The organism is uncultured Desulfovibrio sp., assembly GCF_944324935.1.
GTDB lineage: Bacteria > Desulfobacterota > Desulfovibrionia > Desulfovibrionales > Desulfovibrionaceae > Desulfovibrio.
In genome coordinates this window covers 19,430-41,678 of record NZ_CALUYG010000025.1, presented here as the reverse complement: position 1 = coordinate 41,678, position 22,249 = coordinate 19,430, and the positions used below count along the sequence as shown (strand labels likewise).

Genomic DNA, 22,249 nt, shown 5'->3' with positions numbered 1-22,249 from the left:
CGGCCCCCCCCCCCCCCCCCCCCCCCCCAACAAACAGCAAATAGCGTCAACAGGCTCTAGCCGACCACCCGGAAGTAGACGGCAGGCTCACGCAGCATGCCCCGGTCGAGGGTATGCTGGAGCGCGCGGCTCATGGCTTCTTCGGTGGTCTCATGGGTCATAAAGACCAGCGGCACGCCGTTGCCCTCGTCGGACTTCTGGATGACCTGCGCGAGGCTGATGCCCTCGTCGGCCATGCAGCCGGCCAGATCGCGCAGCACGCCGGGGGCGTCGTCCACCATGAGGCGGACGTAGTAGCAGGAGCGCCACTCCTCGGGCGGGACCACGGCGGCCGCTTCGGGCCGGGGCGCGGCAAAGCCGGCATTGTTGGGGCGCTCGTCGCGGGCCACGGCCACCAGATCGGCCAGCACCGCGCCGGCGGTGGGCAGATCGCCCGCGCCGCGCCCGTGGAAGAAGAGCGAGCCCGCGGCGTTGCTCTCCACCCGCACGGCATTGTAGACGCCGCCCACGCGGGCCAGCAGCAACGTATGATGCACGAGGGCCGGAAAGACGCCGGCCTCAAGGCGCGGGGGCTGCCCCGGCTGATGTTCGCATTCGCGCACCTGGGCGATGAGCTTGATGCGGTAGCCGAATTCGCGGGCCAGGCGAATGTCCATGCCCGAAAGGCCGCGGATGCCGCGTACCGGCATGGCCGTGAAGGGATAGTACGCGCCGTAGGCGAGCTGGATGAGGATGGTCAGCTTGTGGGCGGCATCATGGCCGTCGATGTCCAGGGTGGGGTCGGCCTCGGCATAGCCCAGCTCCTGCGCCTGCTTGAGGGCCACGCTGAAGTCGAGCCCGTTGCTCGTCATTTCGGAGAGGATGTAGTTGCTCGTGCCGTTGAGGATGCCCACCAGCGAGGAAATGCGGTTGCCCGCCAGACTTTCCTTGAGGGCCGCCACCACGGGGATGGCCCCGGCCACGCTGGCCTCGTAGCGCAGGATGCGTCCCTTGTTCCAGGCCTTTTCCAGCAGGGCAAGGCCCTTTTCGGCCAGCAGGGCCTTGTTGGCGGTCACGACATGCTTGCCCATGTCCAGTGCGCGGTCGATGATCTTGCCCGCCGCCTCGATGCCGCCCATGAGCTCCACGAGCACATCGATCTCGGGATCGTCCGTCAGCGCGGCCGGGTCGGTGGTGAGCTCCGCCCCGGCGGGCAGGGCCACCTGACGCGCCTTGCCGGCGTGGCGCACCAGCACTTTCTTGACCACCATGTCGCGGCCGCCGCGGCGGCGGATGATGTCCGCGTTCTCTTCCAGAAGGCGGGCCAGACCGCCGCCTACCGTACCGAAGCCGGCCAGGCCGATGACCAGCGGTTTGTTGCACTGTTCCGTCATACGTTCTCCAGAGGGCCCGGGGCCCGTCAGCCGGCAGCCGAGGATTGGGACGCGGGGTCCGGGCTGCCGGTCTCGCATCATACGCAGCGGCGCGTCGCCTTGTAAAGTCATCTTTGCCAAGCGCGGCCTTCTGGGCTATGCTTGCGGCACACGACGGAGGAGACGGAAGATGTCCCCGCCGCCAGGGCCATGTTTTCCGGGGGAAGGATGGAAGATCATATTTGTTTTGACCGTGACCGCTGCGAACTGCGTCTGCTGGATCAGCGCCTGTTGCCTGTGGAGGAGCGCACGGTCGTGTGCCGTACGCTGGATGACGTGGTACGGGCGCTCCAGCTCATGGTGGTGCGGGGCGCGCCGGCCATCGGCGTGACGGCGGGTTTCGGGGCCGCGCTGGCTCTGGCGGAGGTACTGGACGGCGGGGCCGGCGACTGGCGCGCGGCCTATGCCCATGCGCTGGAGCGTCTTGCCGCGGCGCGCCCCACGGCCGTCAATCTGCGCTGGGGGGTGGAGCGCATCCGCCGTCTCTGGCAGGCCGCCGGCGACATCTCCAGGCCCGATCTGCTTGCCCGGATAACGGAGGAGGCCCTTGCCATGCAGGCCGAGGACATCGCCGTGTGCCGGGCCATCGGCCGGGCCGGGGCGGAGGTCGTCGGCGACGGTCAGACCGTGCTCACCCACTGCAATGCCGGGGCGCTGGCCACGGCCGGTTACGGCACGGCGCTGGGGGTCATCCGCGGCGCATGCGAGGCCGGCAAGCGCGTACGGGTCATCGCCGATGAGACCCGTCCCTTTCTGCAGGGAGCCCGCCTGACGGCCTGGGAGCTGCAACGGGACGGCATCGAGGTGACCGTGGCCTGCGACAACGCCTGCGCCCTGCTCATGAGCCGCGGCATGGTGGACGTGGTGGTGGTGGGGGCCGACCGCATCGCCGCCAACGGCGATACCGCCAACAAGATCGGCACCTACGGCGTGGCCCTGCTGGCGCGGGAGTTCGGCATCCCCTTTTACGTCGCCGCGCCGCTGTCGACCATCGACCTTGCCACGGCGGACGGGACGGGCATCCCCATCGAGGATCGCCCAGCGGAGGAGGTGCGCTGCCTGGGCGGCCGTCAGGTCTGCCCCGAGGGGGTACCGGTCTACAATTTTGCCTTTGACGTGACCCCGGCCGCACTCATCACCGGCATCATCACGGAAAAGGGCATCCTCAAACCGCCGTATGCCAAGTCCCTTGCGGCGGCGCTGTCCGCCTGAGGGGGCCGCTTTTCAGAAAGGAGAGTCCATGAAAGAATTGACGCTGCTTGTGGAAAAGACCACGCTGCCGCCGGAATTCCAGGACGGAACGCCGACGGACGTGGCGCACTGGAACCGCTGGGACGTGCCGGAAGGGGAATTCTCCCTGCCTGCGCTTATGAACAGCCAGCTCCGGGACATCCGCGACGAGCACATGCGCTGGGCCTATGACCTCGGGCGCATGTCCATCTCCGGCTGGCAGCTCCACAGCCACCTCAAGGCGGGGGAATCGCTGTCCATGTGGTGGTGCTCCCTGCTGTTCGAGCGTCACCCGAAGATGAGCCCCCGTCTGTATGACGTCTACAAGCTGCGCGCGCTGGAAAAGCTGCTGGATGAAGGTAAGTACACCATCCTGCGGCTGTCCGGCGGGGACGCGCTGCTGCGGCATACCCTGGCCAATTACTGCCGCGCCACGGGCCGCATGTTCGTGGAGTTCCACGATCCCAATCAGCCGCCCGTGCGGGAGAAATCCCGGCTGCGGCGCATCTATGACGTCTGCCCGGCCGCGTTGCGGACGGTGGCCCGCTACGCCCACTGGTGGTGGAACGTACGCCGCGCCCTGCCCTATGTGGTGAAGAACCGCAATTATACCCTGCCCGCCGCGCCGGGCAGATCGGCCACCATCGCCACCTATTTTCCCAACATCGACATGAACGCCGCCCAGGACGGACGCTTCCGCTCCCGCTACTGGGAAAAGCTGCATGACATGCTCAATCCGTCGGCGGACGCGCCGGAGCGGCCGTGGATACGCTGGCTCTTCGTCCGCTTCCCTTCGCCGGAGCTCAAGTTCCGGGACTGCATCCGGCTACGCAAGCGTTTCCAGCAGGAACAGCGCGACGGCGTGTCCTTCCATTATCTTGAGGAGTTCCTGTCCTTCCGCGACCTCGTGGCGGCCTGGCGGCGGCATATCCGCCTGAGCTACCGCAGTTACCGGCTGGAGCGCTATGTGCGGCAGGCCTTCCGCTTTGCCGGTTCGCGCATGAACTTCTGGGATTATCTGGAAGGCGACTGGGTGGAATCCTTCCGCGGCTGGCGCGGGCTGGAACGCTGCCTGCAATACCGCGGCATCCGCAACTACATCCGTCTGGTGGGCATGCAGGAGTGGTACGCCTTCCCGCTGGAGAACTGCCCCTGGGAGCGCATGCTGACCCACGGGGCGCACGAGGCCCGCGACCTGACCGGCTCCGGCCCGGTCTTCGGGGCGCAGCATTCCACCATCCGGCCCACGGACTTCCGCTACTTCGACGATCCCCGCACCTTTGAAACGCCGGACTGCAACCTTTTCCAGCCGGACATCGTGTGCGCCAACGGTTCCGGCGCGGCTCGCCAGTGGCGGGAAAACGGCCTGCCCGAAGACCGGCTCAGGATCGTGGAAGCCCTGCGCTACCTCTATCTTGCCGGACGGCAGCCCGTGGAAGAGACCGGCAAGCCGCCACATCGGCTGCTGCTGGTGACCAGCTTCTTCGAGGACGAGACGCGCGATCATCTCTCCCTCATGGCCCGGGCCATGAGCGCCGGCCTGCTGGACGGCTACGAGATCGTCGTCAAGCCGCATCCCTACCTCAGCGTGGACGGCATGCTGCGTTCGCTGCTGGGCAGCCGCATGGACAAGGTGCGCGTGGCCAGCGGCAGGATCCAGGATGAGCTCCAGGCCGGGACGCTGGTCTGGGCCTCCAATTCCACCACCGTGGCGCTGGAAGCCTCCCTGCTGGGGCTGCCGGTCATGGTCATGTGGCCCAATGACGACTTTGATCTCTGCCCGTTGCAGGACGTGCCGGGCCTGCGGCGCACGGGCTCGCTGGAGGATGTCCGGGCCGGGCTGGCGGAGCCGCATGTGGTGCATTTGCCCGCCGACTATCTGGAGCTGAACGAGGCCCTGCCGCGCTGGCATGCGCTCCTCGACGGCAAGCAGGCGTGAACGTGCTGCGGGCGGGCGTCGGCCGAAAAGCCGTGGCCTGCCCGTGGAAAATGAGCGGTCGCGGGGGCTGTGGAGCCCCCGCGACCTTTTTCATGGCTTACTTTTCACGCAACAGCTTGAGGTAGTCATCCACGAGCTTGCGTCCGCCCACGACATCATAAAGGGTCGGCCAGACCTTTTTCATGGCGATCTCGCGCCACTTGTCCTCATCCTTGAGGGTGGAGATCTTGACGCCTGCGTCCTGCATGGCCTTCTTGGCTTCGTCGCTGTGTTCGTTCTGCCAGACGAGCACATGCGCCTGTGCTTCCAGGCCCGCTTCAGTCAGGATGGCCTGCAATTCCGGGGAAAACTTCTTGAAATGGCGCTCGCCGATGACCAGCGGCTGGAGCGAGTAGGTATAGTGCAATTCCGTAAGGTAGGACTGGATCTCCTCGAACTTCTTGCTGTGGTTGACCACATAGGGGTTGCACTGGCCGTCGAGCACGCCCTGTTGCAGGGCGGTGAAGGTTTCGGACCAGGCCATGGGCACGGGGCTGGCGCCCCAGGCCTTGTAGGTCTCGATGAAGACCTTGTTGCTGGGCACGCGGATCTTCATGCCCCGGATGTCGTCCAGCGTTTCCACAGGCCGCTTGGAATTGGTAAGATGGCGGAATGAGGTATAACTGAAGGCCAGGATACGCAGGCCGGCCTGCTTGATGGTCAGCTTGTTGAGCATGTCCATGGCGGGGCCGGTCGTGCCGCGCACCACCATCTCGTCATTTTCAAAGAGATAAGGGAAGGTCACCACGCCCAGGCCCTGCGAGAAGGGCGTGATGTTGCCCACACCCACGCAGGTCATGTCCAGCACGCCCCGGCGCACATTGTGCAGCATTTCGGTCTCGTCGCCCAGCTCGCAGTTGGGGTAGAGCGTGACGCGCACCTTGCCGCCGGTCCGTTTTTCCACCAGTTCCTTGAATTTGCGCCCCAGCTCTCCGGCATCCGCCGTGAGGGGATCCCCGATGCCGATCTTGAGGCTGATGGATTCCACGCCAAGGGCGCTGCCGGGCAGCAGCAGTCCCACGGCCAACAGACAACAGATAAGGAATGAACGTCGCATACAGGTACTCCTTGGTAGCAAAGGTGAACAGGAACGCGCGCATTTTCCTAGAGGGATCATCCTGGATTTCGGGGCAGGATCATTGCCATGTCGTATGCTGTTTACTGGAGCATAGCAGCGTGCATATTTTATGTCAATTATTATGAAATATTTTATGAAAAATGATTTGTGAAAAAAAATTGCATGATTCCGGTATATTGTATGCTGGCTGCCTGCTGAGCGCTGCCCCAAAAAAAGCCCCTCTCCGCGAGGGGAGAGGGGCGTGAGAGGTCCAGGGCCGGCCCCGGACGCTATTTTTCCTGCTGAAACTGCCTGAGCGTCTGCATGATGATGTCCGACTGTTCCCTGCCGGTGCGGCAGGCGCCCCGCTCCAGGGTATCCCAGACGTTGGCCCGCAGGGCGTCCCGGCCCTTGAGGCTCTTGCGCCAGGTTTCGAAATCCTTGTCCGCATCGGCGAGCTTCATGGCCGAAGCGGGTCGATCGGCGCGTGCCTGCCTGACAGGGGCGGGCAGCAGCGGTCGTTCATTTTCCGTCGCCATGATGACCTCCTTGTCCAGATGGCGTACCGCAAAAGCGGCGGTGCGCCGTGGCGGTTCCCGCCTGTGCCCGCCGTCGCGGGCGAAAGGGGAACTGTGCGTCGTACGAGCGCCGCGGCCGTCGCGCCTCAGCGCCGGGCCAGGCCCAGCCGCCGCACCACGGCCTCGGCCCCGAGACGGGCGAACTCGGCCACATCCCGCCCCTCGCGGGCTTCCTGCGGCAACAGGAGTTCGGGGGCGTTGGCCAGGCGCACGTCCGGCCGCACTTCATAGGCGGGCGGGAAGGCGTCGGTAAAGTACATATCCTGAAAGCCGGAGAACTTGAGCGCATGCGCCGTGGCGTCCAGCACCGCATGCTCGTTGTCGCCCACAAGGCCCAGCGTCCGGGCATTGCGCAGCCCGGCCAGACACTCGCCGCCCTGGGTGCAGGCGATGTGGCCGTGGCGGTTGGCCTCGATCATGGCGTCCATGATCTGCTGTTCCGTGACCTGCACCACCTGGAAGGCCCGCTCGCCGCCGGCCTCCACGAAGCGCTCCGCCAGACGCCGTACGCGCGGCATGGAGACCGGATTGCCGATCATGGCCGCCTGCGCCACGCTGGGACGGACAGTCACCGGCTGCCAGACGCGCTCGCCTTCCGGCGCGGCATAGTAGCGGTAGACCGGGTCGGCATGGCTGGACTGCACGCCGAAGATGCGCGGCAGGCTCGTGATGATGCCCAGATCATACATCTTGAGGAAACCGGACATGACGGCCGTGATGTTGCCCGCATTGCCGACGGGCACGAAGAGGCAGAGCCCGTCCACGTCCCAGCTGTACCACTGGGCCACCTCATAGGCATAGGATTCCTGCCCGAGGATGCGCCAGCTGTTCTTGGAGTTGAGCAGGGCCACGCGGTAGTTCTCGGCCAGCAGCTCCACCACCTTCATGCAGTCGTCGAACACGCCGGGCAGTTCCAGCACGGTGGCGCCGCTGCCCAGCGGCTGGGAAAGCTGCTGCGGCGTCACCTTGCCGTGCGGCAGCAGCACGACGCTCTTGAGCGGCGCGCCCACATAGGCGGCGTAGAGCGCGGCAGCGGCGGACGTGTCCCCCGTGGACGCGCAGACGGTGAGCACCTCGTCCCAGTCGTGGCGGCGGCAGAGCCATTTCAGGTAGCTGAAGGCGCAGGCCATGCCGCGGTCCTTGAAGGAGGCGCTGGGGTTCTGGCCGTCATTCTTGTAGGCAAAGGGGACGCCCACCGCATCCCGCAGCGGGGCGGCGGCCTCAACGATGGGGGTGATCCCTTCGCCGAGGTAGACGATGTCCTCCTCGTCCATGAGCGGGGCCATCAGTTCATAATAGCGGAAGATGCCGCGCAGGGCCGTACTGCGGGCGGCGGCCCGGCTGTCGAAGCGCTTGCGCCAGGTGGGGCCGTCCGTGGTACGCAAATGGGCAAAATCCGTATTCTCCAGAAGGAAGACGCCGCCGCACTGCGGACAGGTGTAAAGAAGGCTGTCCGCGGGATAGCGCTGTCCGCAGGACAGGCAGACATATTCCATGTGTCCGCGATAGGCGGGAAAGTCGCTGTTGTTCACAAAGGGCTCCTTGTGCCGAAAAACTGCCGGGAAACGGCGGAGAAAATGTAGCCCGTCGGCGCGCGTTTGTCGAGGCGGCGGCCGACGGGCTTTTTCGGTTCCCATGTCGTCATGGCGACGGCATGCGCCGCCTTCCTGTCGCCGGCGGAGGCGCGGGCTCCTGCCGGCCCACGCCGCCCGACGCCGGGCCCGGGTCGTTGAGGAAGGGAAGGGTGCAAAGGGGAAAAGGGGAGCGCTCCGCAAAACGGCCCCCCTTTTCCTCTTCTTTCAGGGATGTGCCCTTTCGGCGGGATCAGTTCTGGCGTTTCTTCTGCCAGCTTTTTTCCGTCCCGGAGCGCAGGCGGGCAATGTTCTCCCGATGTTTCCAGACCACGAGGGCCCAGATGCAGAGGCTGAGCGGCAGCCAGGTCCACTGACCGCAGAAGAGCAGGCCCAGCACGAGCGCGCTGACCAGGGTCAGCGACCCCAGGGAAACGTAGCCGCTGCGCCAGATGACCAGCACGCAGAGCAGGCAGGCCCCGAACAGGGGCCAGAAGGCCAGCGGCAGGAAGATGCCGATGCTCGTGGCCACGGCCTTGCCGCCGCGAAAACGCATGAAGCAGGAAAAGACATGCCCCAGCACGGCGGCCAGCGCCACAAGGCTCACCCAGAACGGGGAAAGGCCCCAGTGCAGGGCCAGACAGACGGGCAGGGCCCCCTTGCCCAGGTCGCAGGCAAGGGTAAGCACCCCCCAGCCGAAGCCGCAGAGGCGGGCAACATTGGTGGCCCCGGTATTGCCGCTGCCGTCCCGCCGGGGATCGACCCCGCAGAAGACGCGGGCGATGACCAGTCCCCAGGGGACGGAGCCGGCCACATAGGCAAGCGCAAGACAAAAGATTTCCGTCATGAAGGCATCTCCTCGTAGGGCGCGGGCCGGCAGTCGGCAGTACGCGCTTCCAGCAGCATGATTTCATTGTACAGCGGATTGACCCGGCCGATGCGTACCTCCACGGCCGTGCCGGGGCAGGCGCGTTCGTCGAACTGCCGCCGCTTGCCGCGCAGGAAGATCCCCTGATCCGGCAGGCTGACGCTGGCGAAGGCGTCATTCTCCTCGGTGATGACGCCGGGCCACCAGACCTTGTCGCCCTGCTGCCGGAAGAAGAGCAGCTTCCAGTAGCGGGGCCGGAAACGCTGTATCTGTCCGGCGGCTTCCAGGGCCGCATTGAGTCTGACCAGCAGCTCCGCCAGGGCGTCGGCCGTCCAGCGGGGGACGCCGTGCTGCAAATAATGGACGATCTGCGCTTCGTTCACCAGATCGGGATAGCGCCGCAGGGGGGAGGTGACGGGCGCGTAACGGGGCAGCCCGAGGGCCGCATGGGGGCGGGCCTGCACCTCCAGTGAGGAGGGGGCCAGCGCGCGCATGACGCGGGTCATGTCTTCCGGGCGCGTCCAGACGCCGGCGTAGTCGCGCGGCAGGACGACGTCCTGCGTGCGGTGCAGCAGGGGAAGGTCCCGGGCGGCGGCCCAGTCGGCCACGGCGGCGGAGGCAAGGATCATCATCTCCGCCACGGCGGACTGGCTGTCCGGGCAGACTTCGCCGGGCTCCAGATGCACGATGGTCTGTGCGCCTTCGCCCTCAAGCCGGATAACCGGTTCCGGGCGATCCATGACCACGGCCCCGTCCCGGATGCGGGCCGTCTGCCGGGCACGCTCGAAGGCATGGGCCAGCACGAGCTCCCCGGCAAAGGTCGCGGCCGGGTTGTCCGGCAGAGGGGCGTCCGTCCGGCGGGCGTCAAGGACGGCCTGTGCGTCCTGATAGGTGAGGTTGGCGGCCAGTCGCACACGGGCGGTGAAGACTTCGCAGGGAGCGGCGTTGCCCTCCGCATCCACGGCCACGCGCACGCAGAAGGCGGGCCTGTCCTCGCCCGCCCGCAGGGAAAAGTCGTTCGTGCCCAGGGTCTCGGGCAGCATATGACAGTTGCCCTCAGGCAGATAGATGCTGGTGCCGCGCCGCAGCACGGCCTTGTCCAGCGGGGAGCCGAAGGGCCAGCTCAGGGCCGGGCAGGCCAGGGCCAGCGTCAGCAGGAAGCCGCCGTCCGGCGTGCCTTCCAGATAAAAGGCGTCGTCAACGTCGCGGGTGCTGGCGCTGTCGATGCTGATGAAGGGCAGGTCGCAGCGTTCCAGCGGCATTTCGCGGCTTTGGCGTACGCAGGCCGCCACCTCGTCCGCCCAGGCCGTCCACCACTGATCGCCGGGCTCGTAACCGGCGCGGTCGAACCAGAAATTGTAATGCGGCGGCACTTCGCCCCAGGCCATGAGCAGCTGGACGGGCAGGTGCGGCACATCGGGCAGGCCCTTGGTCAGCATGCGCCAGAGGGTGTCGTGCTCCTGATTGTCCGGGTCGGCCATGCAGTCGAAGAGCAGCTTGCGCAGGCGGCGGGCCACCTCCGGCGCGGGCCATTCCGGCGAGCCGCCGTGCCCTTCGGCATCGGGGGGCGGAGGCAGCGGACGCTTTTTGCAGGCCACATCCCAGAGCAGGCGGAAGAAGGTCGCGCCGCCCACGGTGAGCGCCTCGCGCTCTTCGCGTTCCTGCTGCTCGTGCAGCCGTCGTTCCACGGTCTCGGCATCGAAGATCTGGAAGACGGGCGGCTGGAAGCGGAAATGGCTCTTGCAGGTCAGCAGGGCCCGGCCGTGGGCCGCGATGCTGTCCACGTCGGGATCGCTGCCGGAGAGTTCGGCGAACCACTGGGCGGGGGCTTCGGCCAGCTCTCCCTGGGCCATCTCCCAGAGGTCGGCCACCGGGACCTCGGCGGCCAGCGCCTCGCGGCGCTTGCGGCATTCCTCCAGAAGGCGGACGGCTTCCTCTCGTCCGGGCAGGGGGCCCGGCAGCTGCGGCCCGGCCCAGGGCAGCAGGCGTGATGTCCCCAGGCGCGTTTCGCGGCGATTGGGCAGGAGGAGGCGGACCTTGCCTCCCCCCTCCTCGGTGACGAGGGCCAGATGGACGGCATTGCCCTCCAGAAATTCCACAATACAGCCCGGGCCGGGATACTGCACACACGCGGACATAGAACCTCCCCTCACGTCGCGCGCTCGCTGCGCGGCACATTTTTTCCGTCGCTCCAACTGCTCATAATCGGGCATTTTTGCCAATCTGGCAAGCCCCGCCGCCGACGAGGGGATGCGGACGACTTTACGCCACGAAAGGAAGCGGCTATGCTGGATACCTTATTATTGCAGCCGCCCCCACGGGGGCAGAGGATGGCCATGAGCATCATCTATCAGACCAGCGGCAATCGCCCGCTTCCGTTGCAGGATGTGGAGCACCCGCAGCTCTACCGGGATCTCTTTCCCTATACGAGCATTTGCCGTACCGCCTTTGACGACGTGCTGCTTGCGCCGCGACCGGCCGAGCAGATGCGCATCACCGATACGACCTTCCGTGACGGCCAGCAGGCCCGTCCGCCGTATACGGTCAAGCAGGTAGCGAAGATGTTCGACTTCCTGCACCGTCTCGGCGGCAAGAGCGGGCTCATCACGGCTTCGGAATTCTTTCTTTACTCGGCCAAGGACCGCAAGTGCATCGACGTCTGTCGGGCGCGCGGCTACCGCTTCCCGCGGGTGACGGCCTGGATCCGGGCCAACAAGGAAGACCTCAAGCTGGCCCGCGACATGGATTTCGACGAGACCGGCATGCTGACCAGCGTGTCGGACTACCACATCTTCCTGAAACTCGGCAAGACCCGCCAGCAGGCGCTGGATATGTATGTGGGGCTCGCCGAACAGGCGCTGGAATGGGGCATCATCCCGCGCTGCCATTTCGAGGACGTGACCCGGGCCGACATCTACGGATTCTGCCTGCCGCTGGCCCAGCGGCTCATGGAGCTCTCCCATCAGAGCGGCATGCCGGTGAAGATCCGCCTTTGCGACACCATGGGCTACGGCGTGCCCTACCCCGGAGCCGGCCTGCCGCGCTCGGTGCAGCGCATCGTCCGCGCCTTTACCGATGAGGCGGGCGTGCCGGGCCAGTGGCTGGAATGGCACGGCCACAACGACTTCCACAAGGTGCTCGTCAACGGCGTGACGGCCTGGCTCTACGGCTGCGGCGCGGTCAACAGCACGCTCTTCGGTTTTGGCGAGCGCACGGGCAATACGCCGCTGGAAGCACTGCTCGTGGAATACATCTCCCTCACCGGGGACGATGCCGCCGCCGACACCACCATCCTTGCCGAAGTGGCCGAGTTCTTCGAGAAGGAGCTCAATTACCGCATCCCCTACAACTATCCTTTCGTGGGGCGCGACTTCAACGCCACCAGCGCGGGCGTGCATGCCGACGGCCTGGCCAAGAACGAAGAGATCTACAACATCTTCGACACCACGCGCCTGCTGGGCCGGCCCGTGCCCATCATCATCACCGACAAGACCGGGCGCGCGGGCGTGGCCTACTGGCTCAACGTCAATCTGCGTCTGCCCCCGGAAAAGCAGGTCTCCAAGAAGCACCCCGCCGTGGGCCGCATCTACGACGCCATCGTGGCCCTGTACGAGAACGGCCGCACCACCAGCATGTCCCACGACGAGATGGAGGCGCTGGCCCAGAAGTTCATGCCCGAGCTCTTCGTGACCGAATTCGACCACATGAAGCAGCTGGCGGGCGAGCTGGCGGCCCACCTCATCATCCGCCTCTCACGGCAGCCGGAGCTTCAGGACTTCGGCCAGCACGCCTGCGCCCGTCTGGATGCCTTCACGCGGGAATTCCCCTTCATCCAGTATCTTTATCTGACGGACACCGAGGGCAAGCTCAAGTGCTCCACCATCATCGACCCGGCCTACAAGGAGCGTTACAAGGCCCTGCCCATCGGCTATGACTTCTCGCAGCGCGAGTGGTTCAAGATGCCCATGCAGACCGGGGACCTGCACATCATGGACGTGTACCAGTCCCAGTTCACGGGCAAGCTGGTCATCACCGTTTCCTGCGCCGTCACCAATGCCAAGGATGACATCGTGGGCGTGCTGGGTGCGGACATCCAGTTGGAACAGCTCCTGCAGCGGGCCCAGGCCCTCAAGCAGGAAGTGCACTCCGAAGACGAGGAATAAGCCCGCCGGGCGGTGGTTGCGAACAAGTGGAGAAAAGACAGATGAAAAAAACGGTTTACTGGATAGAAGGCGACGGCATCGGCAAGGAGATCTGGCAGGCGGCCCGGCCCGTCATCGACGCGGCGCTGGCCCGCGAGTCCGAGGACAGGATCGACTGGGTGGAGCTGCTGGCCGGGGAAAAGGCCGAGGCCGAAACGGGCAGCCCCCTGCCCGAGGCCACGCTGGAGGCCCTGCGCGGGGCCGCCGTGGCCATCAAGGGCCCGCTGGGCACGCCCGTGGGCACGGGCCGCCGCAGCCTCAACGTCACCCTGCGGCAGACGCTGGACCTGTACGCCTGCATCCGGCCCATCCGGCATTTCAGCGGGCTGGAAACGCCGGTCAAGCATCCTGAAAAGGTCAATATGACCATCTTCCGGGAAAATACGGAAGATGTGTACGCCGGCATCGAATACGCCGCCGAGACCCCGGAAGCGAAAAAGCTCATCGCCTTTCTGCGTGACGAGTTCGGCGTGGGCAAGATCCGCGAGGACGCCGCGGTGGGCATCAAGCCCATGAGCGCCTTTGGTTCGGAGCGCCTCGTGCGGCGCGCCCTGCGCTACGCGCTGGATACCGGCCAGCCCTCCCTGACGCTGGTGCACAAGGGCAACATTATGAAGTTCACCGAGGGCGGCTTCCGCCAGTGGGGCTATGATGTGGCGACGCGCGAATTCGGCGAACGGACCTGCACGGAAAAGGAAGCCGTGCCCGGCCGGCTGGTGGTCAAGGACCGCATCGCCGACGCCATGTTCCAGGAGGCGCTCCTCCATCCCGAACAGTATCACGTCATCGCCACGCCCAACCTCAACGGGGATTATCTCTCCGACGCGCTGGCCGCGCAGGTGGGGGGGCTCGGTCTTGCGCCGGGCGTGAACATGTCCGACTCCCTGGCCTTCTTCGAGGCCACGCACGGCACGGCGCCCACCATCGCCGGGCAGGACAAGGCCAATCCCGGCAGCGTCATCCTCTGCGGGGCGCTCATGCTGGAGCATATGGGCTATGCGGCGGCGGCGGAGCGCATCCGTTCGGCCATGAGCAAGGCCATTGCCGGACGCGCCGTCACCGTGGACCTTGCCGATCAGGTCAGCGGCTCCCGCGAGGTGGGCTGCCGCGAGTTCGGGGAGATCATCGGCGCGGCCCTGTAGGGCCATAGCGACGCCCCCAGACGCGGTGCGTCGAGAAGATGCGTTCCCGGAAAGACGGGAGACGCAAGCGATTCAAACGGCAGGGGGGATGTCTCGTCAGGGGCGTTCCCCCTGTTTGTGCAGGCGGAGTCTGTCTGGACAGGGCGGAGACGGGGCATGAGCCGGGCGTACAGCACCCGTTTTCCCGTTTCCGCAGGAGGAAGGGGGCGTGCCCGCGGCCGGGAAGGCGGCGCAGAAATGCGTCAGCCGGTCAGGTGGAGCAGAGAGGGCACTTCCGTACGCATGGCCTGATCAGGGAGGCCGTCCACGGCGGCGTCCGACAGTTCCGCCACACGGTTCGTGCTCTGTCCGGTCGTCCGCTCTGTCGCGAGCTCTCCGGGCCGGGGCTGACGGCCATTGCCCGTGCGACCGGCCGGCGGGGGGGGAGGCGCTCTCCGCATCCGCTGCCCGGCCCGCATCTGTTCTCAGATCGGTCATGTCTGGCGAGGTGATCCCCGCCGTGCGTATCCTCCTGCATACAACATGTATCTATCTTATCGGCATGTCAGATTTTTTTATAGGGCTTACGGCGACGCCGCATTTCATTCCGTATCGGCAAAGAAATCCGAATCGATACGCTTGATTTCGTAACGGGCTATGGGCGTCACCCCCAGATTGTGATCGATCATAAGTCCTGCCAGCGTCTGTCCGTCCACAAGCACGATTTTTGTGGTGTGCTGCTTGCGGGCATAGGCGTACGCCTCTTCGGAAAATCTGGCGGTGGTCACAAAGAGGCCGCGTGTGGCTCCCTGCCCGGCAAGGGCGCCCACGAATTTCTGGATGTCCGGTCGGCCGACACTGGCCGAGGTATCCCAGCGCTTGGCCTGGATAGAGATTTGATCAAAGCCGAGCTTGTCCTGTTTGACGATGCCGTCAATACCCTCATCGCCCGATGCGCGGGTGACGATCCCCGCATTTTCCAGAGAACCTCCGTACCCCATGACCTGGAGCAGGCGCACCACGAGTTGCTCGAAGAACACGGGCGGTTGCCGCATGATCTCCGCCAGGACGTCTTCCACAAGGGTTTGCCGTATGCGGGCATAGGCTCTGTCGAGGCTGTCCTGTGGGCTGTCCTCATCATCCGTTGCGGCGGTGGGGGCGGTTCCCGCGCTGGTGGCGGCTTGTCCGCCTTTCTGGAATTCCGCAAAGGAGGGGAAGGTGGCAAGATAGGCGTTGTCGATATGCAGCCCGTCGTCATCCACGGCGGCCTTGCCCTCCGGCGTGATCTGCACGGTCCCGCGTTTGGGTGAAGTTACAAGCCCCGCCTTCTTGAGATAGGTGCGCGCCCAGCCGATTCTGCCGCAAAACGTCAATGTGCCACCTGCAAGGCGCTCCTGCCGTTCCGCGTCGGTCAGGGAAAATCGTTTGGCCAGTCCTTCTTCAAGTTCCGCCGTCGTGCGAGGTCGTCCGTCCCTGATGCATTCCAGGAGCGGCCTGTACAGCTCATTGTATTTGGGGATGCTCATGTTGGGTTCCTGTCTGCTTCGTGCGAAAGGTAATGATTTATTTACCAGAGCAGCAATACGGCGAACTGTCAACAGCGGATGCGCGCCGGCGGCAGACTGTTCCGCGCCCTGCCTGCCGCCGGCCCGGCAATGTGGACTTTTGCCGCTGTTCGGGATATAAAAAAAGACTTTGCGACATCGGGTCTTCTCCCAGTCATGTCTTTAACCTCCAGCGAGTTCGACGACCATGCCCAAGCAGGAATTTATCCGCAACTTCTGCATCATCGCCCATATCGACCACGGCAAATCCACCCTTGCCGACCGCATCCTTGAGCTGACCAGGGTGGTCAGTCAGCGGGAGGCGCGCCAGCAGTATCTGGACAAGATGGATCTGGAGCGGGAGCGCGGCATCACCATCAAGGCGCAGACCGTACGCATCCCCTATGTGGCGGCGGACGGGCAGGAGTACGAGCTCAACCTCATCGACACTCCCGGCCATGTGGACTTCAATTACGAGGTCTCGCGTTCGCTGGCCGCCTGCGAAGGCGCGCTGCTCGTGGTGGACGCCACACAGGGCGTGGAGGCGCAGACCCTGGCCAACGTCTATCTTGCGCTGGACCATGACCATGAGATCGTGCCGGTACTCAACAAGATCGACCTGCCCAGCGCCGAGGTGGACCGCGTCAAGGCCGAGATCGAGGAAGCCATCGGGCTGGACTGCTCCGAGGCTCTGCCCGTGTCCGCCAAGACCGGCATGGGCGTGCCCGAAGTGCTGGAAGCCATCGTGCGCCGTCTGCCCGCGCCGCAGGGCAGGGAGGACGGGCCGCTCAAGGCGCTGATCTTCGACTCGTGGTATGACAGCTATCAGGGCGTGGTGGTGCTTTTCCGCATCGTGGACGGCGCGGTGAAGCTGGGCGACCGCATCCGCCTTATGAGCACGGGCAAGGAGTACGAGGTGCTGCGGCTGGGCGTCTTCCAGCCGGAATCCACCGACGTGCCGGAGCTGCATGCCGGGGAGGTGGGCTTCCTCTGCGGCTCCATCAAGGAGCTGGGGGACGCGCGCGTGGGCGACACCATCACCCTGGCCGCCCATCCGGCGGAGGAGCCCGTGCCGGGCTTCAAGGAGGTGAAGCCTATGGTCTTCTGCGGGCTCTATCCCTCCGATTCCGACGATTACGAGAACCTCAAGGCCGCGCTGGAAAAGCTCCAGCTCAACGATGCGGCCTTCAGTTTCGAGCCGGAGACCTCGCAGGCGCTGGGCTTCGGCTTCCGCTGCGGCTTCCTCGGCCTGCTGCACATGGAGATCATCCAGGAACGGCTGGAACGCGAGTTCGAAGTGAACCTCATCGCCACCGCTCCCTCGGTCATCTACAAGGTGGAGACCAACGACGGCAAGACGCTGGAGATCGACAACCCCAGCCATCTGCCCGACCCGACCAAGATCCGCACCCTCTATGAGCCCTATGTGAATATGGACATTCATGTGCCCAACGAATATGTGGGCAATGTTATGAAACTCTGCGAGGAAAAGCGCGGCACACAGAAAAATCTCCACTATCTGGCCGCCAACCGCGTTGTGGTGACCTATGAGCTGCCCTTCGCGGAGATCGTCTACGACTTCTTCGACCGGCTCAAGTCCGCCACGCGCGGGTACGCCAGCATGGATTATCAGCCCATAGACTACCGGGCCTCCGACCTCGTCAAGCTGGACATCATGCTCAACGGCGAGCCGGTGGACGCGCTGGCCGTCATCGTACACCGGGACCGCGCCTATCCCTACGGGCGGGCGCTGGCCCTCAAGCTCAAGCGCACCATCCCGCGTCAGCTTTTCCAGGTGGCCATCCAGGCGGCCATCGGCCAGAAGATCATCGCCCGCGAGACGGTCTCCGCCTTCCGCAAGGACGTGACTGCCAAGTGCTACGGCGGCGACATCACCCGCAAGCGTAAGCTGCTGGAAAAGCAGAAGGAAGGCAAGAAGCGCATGAAGCGCATGGGCAATGTGGAGCTGCCGCAGGAGGCCTTCCTCGCCGCGCTCAAGGTGGGGGACGAATAGGTCTCCGTTTTTCCTTTGCCCCTTACGGGGCATTTTTTTATCCGCCGCCGGACGTCCTTTGTTTCCTGCCGGATAAGTCGACGCTACAGGCAGGGGCCGGCCGTGCGGCGGTCGCGTGGGGGGAGATTCTCTCTGCAATGCGGGATGGGCCGGCGGAAAGAGTTCTTTGCCTTTGAAAAAGGCGGATGCGAGGCGGCAGCACAGCGCCGCCCGGCCGAAGGTGAGCGGAAAAACCGCGTTTTTCCGCGAAATGTCAGGCTGTATGGTTTGACATGCTTTGTGTTTCAAACGGAACATGCTCAAAGACGAGACATGGCAGGAGGAATCTATGGGCGTCTATTACCTGATCGTCAATGTGGACAAGAAGGAGCTGCTTTCGCCGCATGACTTTGATCACGGCGCGAAAATGGCGGAATGGTGCTATCAGGGGAATCGCATGGTTCTGGCGCTGCACAATCTGCTGGAAGACCGCTGGAAGGGCGACAGGGTCTACGCCGTCTCGGACTATGCGCTGGCAAGTTATGACTCCCGCTACAAGGCGGCGTTGTCCGAGGCCCTGCGGGGGACCGGCGCCAAAAGTCTGTACGCGTATGCGAGCGAGCACTACACGCCTCTGGGGCCGGAGGATACGGATATCGAGGATCACGACATCCGCTATATCTACAATCACGCGCTCAAGGTGTTCATCGATCTGGAACACTGCCCGCGATATACGGACTGGATCGCGCCGCTGCCGCTGCTCATCGCCATGGGGCATGACGCCCCGGCCGGCGGCAATTTTGATTTTTTGCCGGAAGAGTGCAGCGACTATGTGGGGACGTGGTGCGATACCGTCCAATCCGTCGAGGTGAGCAGAACGCCGCTCAAAGACGTCGATTACGCGGAATTCCGGCCCGGGTTCACGGAGATGCCGCCGGGACGCCATTATTATGTCGTCAATGTGGACAAGCGCATGCTGTTCGGCGCCTATGATCTCCAGTTGTTGGCCTGGGCCTGCTGCCGGTGCGAAATGGTGCACATCCTGCACAACCTCCTTGCCGGAGACTGGAAGGGCGACCGCGTGTATGTCGTCGCCAACGACGCGCTGAAAGGCTGGGAATTCCCCGGAAACGACGAACTTTGCGCCGAACTGGCCAAAAGCGAGGAAAAGGGGCTCTTTCTCTACGCCGAAAAACATTTCAAACGAGTCAGCGCGTCAGTGGATATGCAGGATCACGGCATACGCTACCTCTATAACCATGCCCTCAGGGAGTATGTCGATCTGAAGCATTGCCCCGTGCCGCAGGAGGACGAGACCTGCATCGCGCCCTTGCCGCTCTTGCTGACCATCGGCAATGTGGGAGATGCCGCGCTGGACCTCGCGTCCGAAGATGACGGCTTCGAGCACATGGGGAAGTGGTGCGCCAGCGTCCGCTCCATCGAGGTGAGGACGGATCCTTTGCCGGGCGTGGACTATTCGGAATTTCGGCCGAACTTTCTGGAACGGAAAGAGCGTCCCTGGTCCGGCCCCATTATCGTAACGGAGTGAGGACGGGCCGGTAAGCCGTGCCCCGCAGCGGGGGAAGCTGGCAAGCTCTTGCCCGTGGATTGGGGCGTAAACACTATTCTCTGTTTATTTGGGGGGCAGGGGAACTCCTCGCTCTGCTGTCAATGCCCGTAAGGCTCCTGCGTCGCCTGACGGCACGGCCTGCGGTCGCCATTCGGTCGCTCCCCTGCCCCCCAAGCCCCCCATCCCATCCCCAGCGCGCTTTTGCCAAAGGAAGATACGGGGGACGAGACGACCCCAGGATGCAGCAAATCAGCTGTACAGATGCCCCTTCCGCCCAGACGAGCAGTAAGGCAAATACCGCCAATGGCCCCGAACCTCCAGAATAAAACAGGGCCGGAAGATCGATCTTCCGGCCCTGTTGCGTTCGTGTCGCCGAAGGGTTTAGCGGCGAGCCAGTTCCAGTCGGGTCACGGCACGTTGCAGGGCGGCTTCCGCCCGCTTGACGTCCAGATCCTCCGCGCGCTGGCTCAGGCGTTCCTCGGCGCGGCGTTTGGCGGCTTCGGCACGCGCCACGTCAATGTCCTCGGCACGTTCCGCCGATTCGGCCAGCACGGTCAGCACGTTTGCGTTCACGTCGGCAAAGCCGCCGGAAATGAAGACGTACTGATCCCTGCCGTTGTCGCTGTAGCGAAGCGGGCCGATCTTCAGGGCTGAAAGCAGGGAGACGTGATGCGGCAGCACGCCGAATTCACCCATGACGCCGGGACAGACGGCCATGTCCGTCTCGGTGCTGACCACGGTTCTGTCCGGGGTGACGATCTCCAGTTGCAGCGTGCTCATGCGTAACCTCCGCTATGCCTTACTTTTCCTGTCCGCGGCGGGCTTCATACTTGGCGACGGCCTGTTCGATGTCGCCCAGCATGTAGAAGTCGCTTTCGGCCAGATGGTCGTACTTGCCTTCCAGAATGCCCTTGAAGCCCTTGATGGTGTCTTCAAGCTTCACATACTGGCCGGGCGTGCCGGTGAAGGTCTCGGCCACATGGAAGGGCTGGGAGAGGAAACGCTGGATGCGGCGGGCACGCGCCACGGTGAGCTTGTCCTCGTCCGAGAGTTCGTCCATGCCGAGGATGGCGATGATGTCTTGCAGTTCCTTGTACTTCTGCAGCACCATCTGTACCTGTCGGGCCACCTGGTAGTGCTCTTCGCCCACCACGTTGGGGTCGAGGATGCGCGAGGTGGAGTCCAGCGGGTCCACGGCGGGGTAGATGCCCAGTTCCGCGATCTGACGCGAAAGCACGAGCGTGCCGTCCAGATGCGAGAAGGTCGTGGCCGGGGCGGGGTCGGTCAGGTCGTCGGCGGGCACGTAAACGGCCTGCACGGACGTGATGGACCCCTTGTTGGTGGAGGTGATGCGTTCCTGGAGGGCGCCGAGGTCCGTACCGAGGGTGGGCTGATAGCCCACGGCGGACGGCATGCGGCCCAGCAGGGCGGACACTTCCGAACCAGCCTGCGTGAAGCGGAAGATGTTGTCGATGAAGAGGAGCACATCCTGGTTTTCTTCATCGCGGAAGTATTCGGCGCAGGCAAGCGCGGTCAGGGCCACGCGGGCACGGGCTCCCGGGGGTTCGTTCATCTGGCCGTAGACAAGCGTTGCGCGTTCCAGCACGCCCGCGTCCTTCAGCTCGTGGTAGAGGTCGTTGCCTTCACGGGTGCGTTCGCCCACGCCGGCAAAGACCGAGGAACCGCCGTGCTGCTTGGCGATGTTGTTGATCATCTCCATCAGGATAACGGTCTTGCCCACGCCGGCGCCGCCAAAGAGGCCCATTTTGCCGCCCTTGGGGAAGGGCACGAGCAGGTCCACCACCTTGATGCCGGTCTCCAGCAGTTCCACCTTGGTATTCTGCTCGGTGAAGCTGGGGGCCGGACGGTGGATGGGATAGTATTTTTCGGCGTTGATGGGCCCCATTTCGTCCACCGGGCGGCCGATGACGTTGAGGATGCGGCCCACGGACGCCTTGCCCACCGGAACCATGATGGGCTTGCCGGTATCCGTCACCTCCATGCCGCGCACGAGACCTTCCGTGGCGTCCATGGCGATGGTGCGCACGACGCCGTCCCCAAGGTGCTGCGCCACTTCGCAGATCAGATCCGGGGCGTCACTGTTGTTGGGGTTTTTGATCTCAAGCGCGGTGAGGATGTCCGGCAGGTGTCCGTCGGCGAACTCCACGTCCACGACGGCACCGATGACCTGGACAATTTTACCGATGTTTTTCTTCATGTGCTTGCTCCTGTTACCCGTTGAGCGCCTCGGCGCCGCCGACGATGTCAATGAGTTCGCTGGTGATGGAGGCCTGCCGCGTCTTGTTGTACAGCAGGGTCAGCGTATTGATCAGCTCGTTGCAGTTGCGGGTGGCGTTGTCCATGGCGGCCATACGGGCAGCGTGTTCGCTGGCGGCCGTGTCCAGCAGGCCGCGATAGACCTGCACCTTGACGTAGCTGGGCAGAAGTTCGGCGAGCAGCAGGTCTTCCCGGGGTTCGTACAGGTAGTCGCTGCCGGCTCCGGCGGGACTTTCCTCCGTCTGTTCGGCTTCCGGCGTCGTCAGCGGCAGGAGCCGCAGACTGCGCGGGGGCTGATGCCCCATGGAGACGAACTCCCCGTAGACCATCCACACTTCATCCAGTGCCAGGGTCTCATAGCCGTGTATCATCTCCTGCGCCACCGAGCTTGCAAGGGCAAAGTCCACGCTGCTCATGCGATCGCCGTAGGCAAGCGTGATCTCCTGCCCGGCGGAGCGGATGGCGTCGCGGCCCTTGCGGCCCACGCAGGCGAACTGCACCTCCATGCCTTCCGACCGTTTTTCGGCGGCCAGCTTGAGGGCAGTGTTGATGATGTTGGCATTGAACCCGCCGCACAGACCGCGATCCGAGGTCACCACGATGATGGCGCAGCGCGCCTTCTCCTGATGCTCGGCCAGCAGGGGGTGTGCGTCGTCTTCCGCCTTGCCGGCCAGTTCCGCCAGGACATGGCGATACTTGGCCGCATAGGGGCGGAAGCGCTCGATGCGGGCCTGGGCGCCGCGCAGTTTCGCCGAGGCCACCATGTTCATGGCCCTGGTGATCTGCTTGGTCTTGCCGACCCCCACGATCTTCATTTTGACGTCTTTGAGTGAAGGCATGGTTCCCTC

At 64.6% G+C, this 22,249-nt stretch carries 16 protein-coding genes; 6 read left to right on the top strand and 10 right to left on the bottom strand.

What is annotated here, in order from left to right; all coding sequences use genetic code 11:
* Window positions 1-56 precede the first annotated feature (56 nt).
* A complete protein-coding gene (locus Q0J54_RS07445; RefSeq protein ID WP_296304834.1) occupies window positions 57-1,373 on the bottom strand; it encodes a homoserine dehydrogenase in 1,317 nt (438 codons plus the stop codon).
* A gap of 207 nt (window positions 1,374-1,580) precedes the next feature.
* On the opposite strand from Q0J54_RS07445, the gene mtnA reads away from it, so the two are divergent.
* Window positions 1,581-2,624 (top strand): S-methyl-5-thioribose-1-phosphate isomerase, encoded by a 1,044-nt coding sequence (mtnA, locus tag Q0J54_RS07440; protein WP_296304833.1) that lies wholly within the window; start codon window positions 1,581-1,583, stop codon window positions 2,622-2,624.
* A gap of 28 nt (window positions 2,625-2,652) precedes the next feature.
* On the top strand, window positions 2,653-4,581 hold the full coding sequence (locus Q0J54_RS07435) for a TIGR04326 family surface carbohydrate biosynthesis protein (RefSeq protein WP_296304832.1): 1,929 nt from the start codon (window positions 2,653-2,655) through the stop codon (window positions 4,579-4,581).
* Between the two features lie 97 nt (window positions 4,582-4,678).
* On the opposite strand, the gene Q0J54_RS07430 is transcribed toward Q0J54_RS07435, so the two are convergent.
* From Q0J54_RS07430 to Q0J54_RS07410, 5 genes are all read right to left on the bottom strand, one after another.
* Window positions 4,679-5,677: a TRAP transporter substrate-binding protein gene (locus Q0J54_RS07430; RefSeq protein WP_296304831.1), complete on the bottom strand. Its 999-nt coding sequence runs from the start codon at window positions 5,675-5,677 to the stop codon at window positions 4,679-4,681.
* A gap of 290 nt (window positions 5,678-5,967) precedes the next feature.
* Complete coding sequence (locus Q0J54_RS07425) at window positions 5,968-6,216, bottom strand: hypothetical protein (RefSeq protein WP_296304830.1); 249 nt, start codon at window positions 6,214-6,216, stop codon at window positions 5,968-5,970.
* 125 nt (window positions 6,217-6,341) lie between these two features.
* On the bottom strand, window positions 6,342-7,787 hold the full coding sequence (locus Q0J54_RS07420) for a threonine synthase (RefSeq protein WP_296304829.1): 1,446 nt from the start codon (window positions 7,785-7,787) through the stop codon (window positions 6,342-6,344).
* Window positions 7,788-8,079: 292 nt separating this feature from the next.
* The gene (gene plsY, locus Q0J54_RS07415) at window positions 8,080-8,673 is read right to left on the bottom strand and encodes a glycerol-3-phosphate 1-O-acyltransferase PlsY (protein ID WP_296304828.1); all 594 of its coding nucleotides are present in this window, start codon (window positions 8,671-8,673) and stop codon (window positions 8,080-8,082) included.
* On the bottom strand, window positions 8,670-10,832 hold the full coding sequence (locus Q0J54_RS07410; RefSeq protein ID WP_296304827.1) for a ribonuclease catalytic domain-containing protein: 2,163 nt from the start codon (window positions 10,830-10,832) through the stop codon (window positions 8,670-8,672). The genes plsY and Q0J54_RS07410 overlap by 4 nt, the downstream gene beginning before the upstream one ends.
* A gap of 198 nt (window positions 10,833-11,030) precedes the next feature.
* On the opposite strand from Q0J54_RS07410, the gene Q0J54_RS07405 reads away from it, so the two are divergent.
* The gene (locus Q0J54_RS07405) at window positions 11,031-12,857 is read left to right on the top strand and encodes a cache domain-containing protein (protein ID WP_296304826.1); all 1,827 of its coding nucleotides are present in this window, start codon (window positions 11,031-11,033) and stop codon (window positions 12,855-12,857) included.
* Window positions 12,858-12,898: 41 nt separating this feature from the next.
* Window positions 12,899-14,038, top strand: a complete 1,140-nt coding sequence (icd, locus tag Q0J54_RS07400; RefSeq protein ID WP_296304825.1) for an NADP-dependent isocitrate dehydrogenase — start codon at window positions 12,899-12,901, stop codon at window positions 14,036-14,038.
* Between the two features lie 581 nt (window positions 14,039-14,619).
* Here icd and Q0J54_RS07395 read toward each other — a convergent pair.
* Window positions 14,620-15,543, bottom strand: coding sequence for a restriction endonuclease (locus Q0J54_RS07395; RefSeq protein ID WP_296304824.1), 924 nt, complete (start codon window positions 15,541-15,543; stop codon window positions 14,620-14,622).
* A 226-nt stretch (window positions 15,544-15,769) separates the two neighbouring features.
* On the opposite strand from Q0J54_RS07395, the gene lepA reads away from it, so the two are divergent.
* Together lepA and Q0J54_RS07385 are read left to right on the top strand one after the other, a co-directional pair.
* Complete coding sequence (lepA, locus tag Q0J54_RS07390) at window positions 15,770-17,575, top strand: translation elongation factor 4 (protein ID WP_296304823.1); 1,806 nt, start codon at window positions 15,770-15,772, stop codon at window positions 17,573-17,575.
* Between the two features lie 328 nt (window positions 17,576-17,903).
* Window positions 17,904-19,103, top strand: a complete 1,200-nt coding sequence (locus tag Q0J54_RS07385; RefSeq protein WP_296304822.1) for a hypothetical protein — start codon at window positions 17,904-17,906, stop codon at window positions 19,101-19,103.
* Window positions 19,104-19,505: 402 nt separating this feature from the next.
* Here the strand turns inward: Q0J54_RS07385 and Q0J54_RS07380 are convergent, their stop codons facing one another.
* From Q0J54_RS07380 to Q0J54_RS07370, 3 genes are read right to left on the bottom strand one after another with little or no spacing between them, the layout of a single operon-like run.
* Window positions 19,506-19,904, bottom strand: coding sequence for a F0F1 ATP synthase subunit epsilon (locus tag Q0J54_RS07380; protein ID WP_296304821.1), 399 nt, complete (start codon window positions 19,902-19,904; stop codon window positions 19,506-19,508).
* Between the two features lie 19 nt (window positions 19,905-19,923).
* On the bottom strand, window positions 19,924-21,342 hold the full coding sequence (gene atpD / locus Q0J54_RS07375) for a F0F1 ATP synthase subunit beta (RefSeq protein WP_296304820.1): 1,419 nt from the start codon (window positions 21,340-21,342) through the stop codon (window positions 19,924-19,926).
* Window positions 21,343-21,355: 13 nt separating this feature from the next.
* A complete protein-coding gene (locus Q0J54_RS07370; protein ID WP_296304819.1) occupies window positions 21,356-22,240 on the bottom strand; it encodes a F0F1 ATP synthase subunit gamma in 885 nt (294 codons plus the stop codon).
* Window positions 22,241-22,249: the final 9 nt, after the last annotated feature.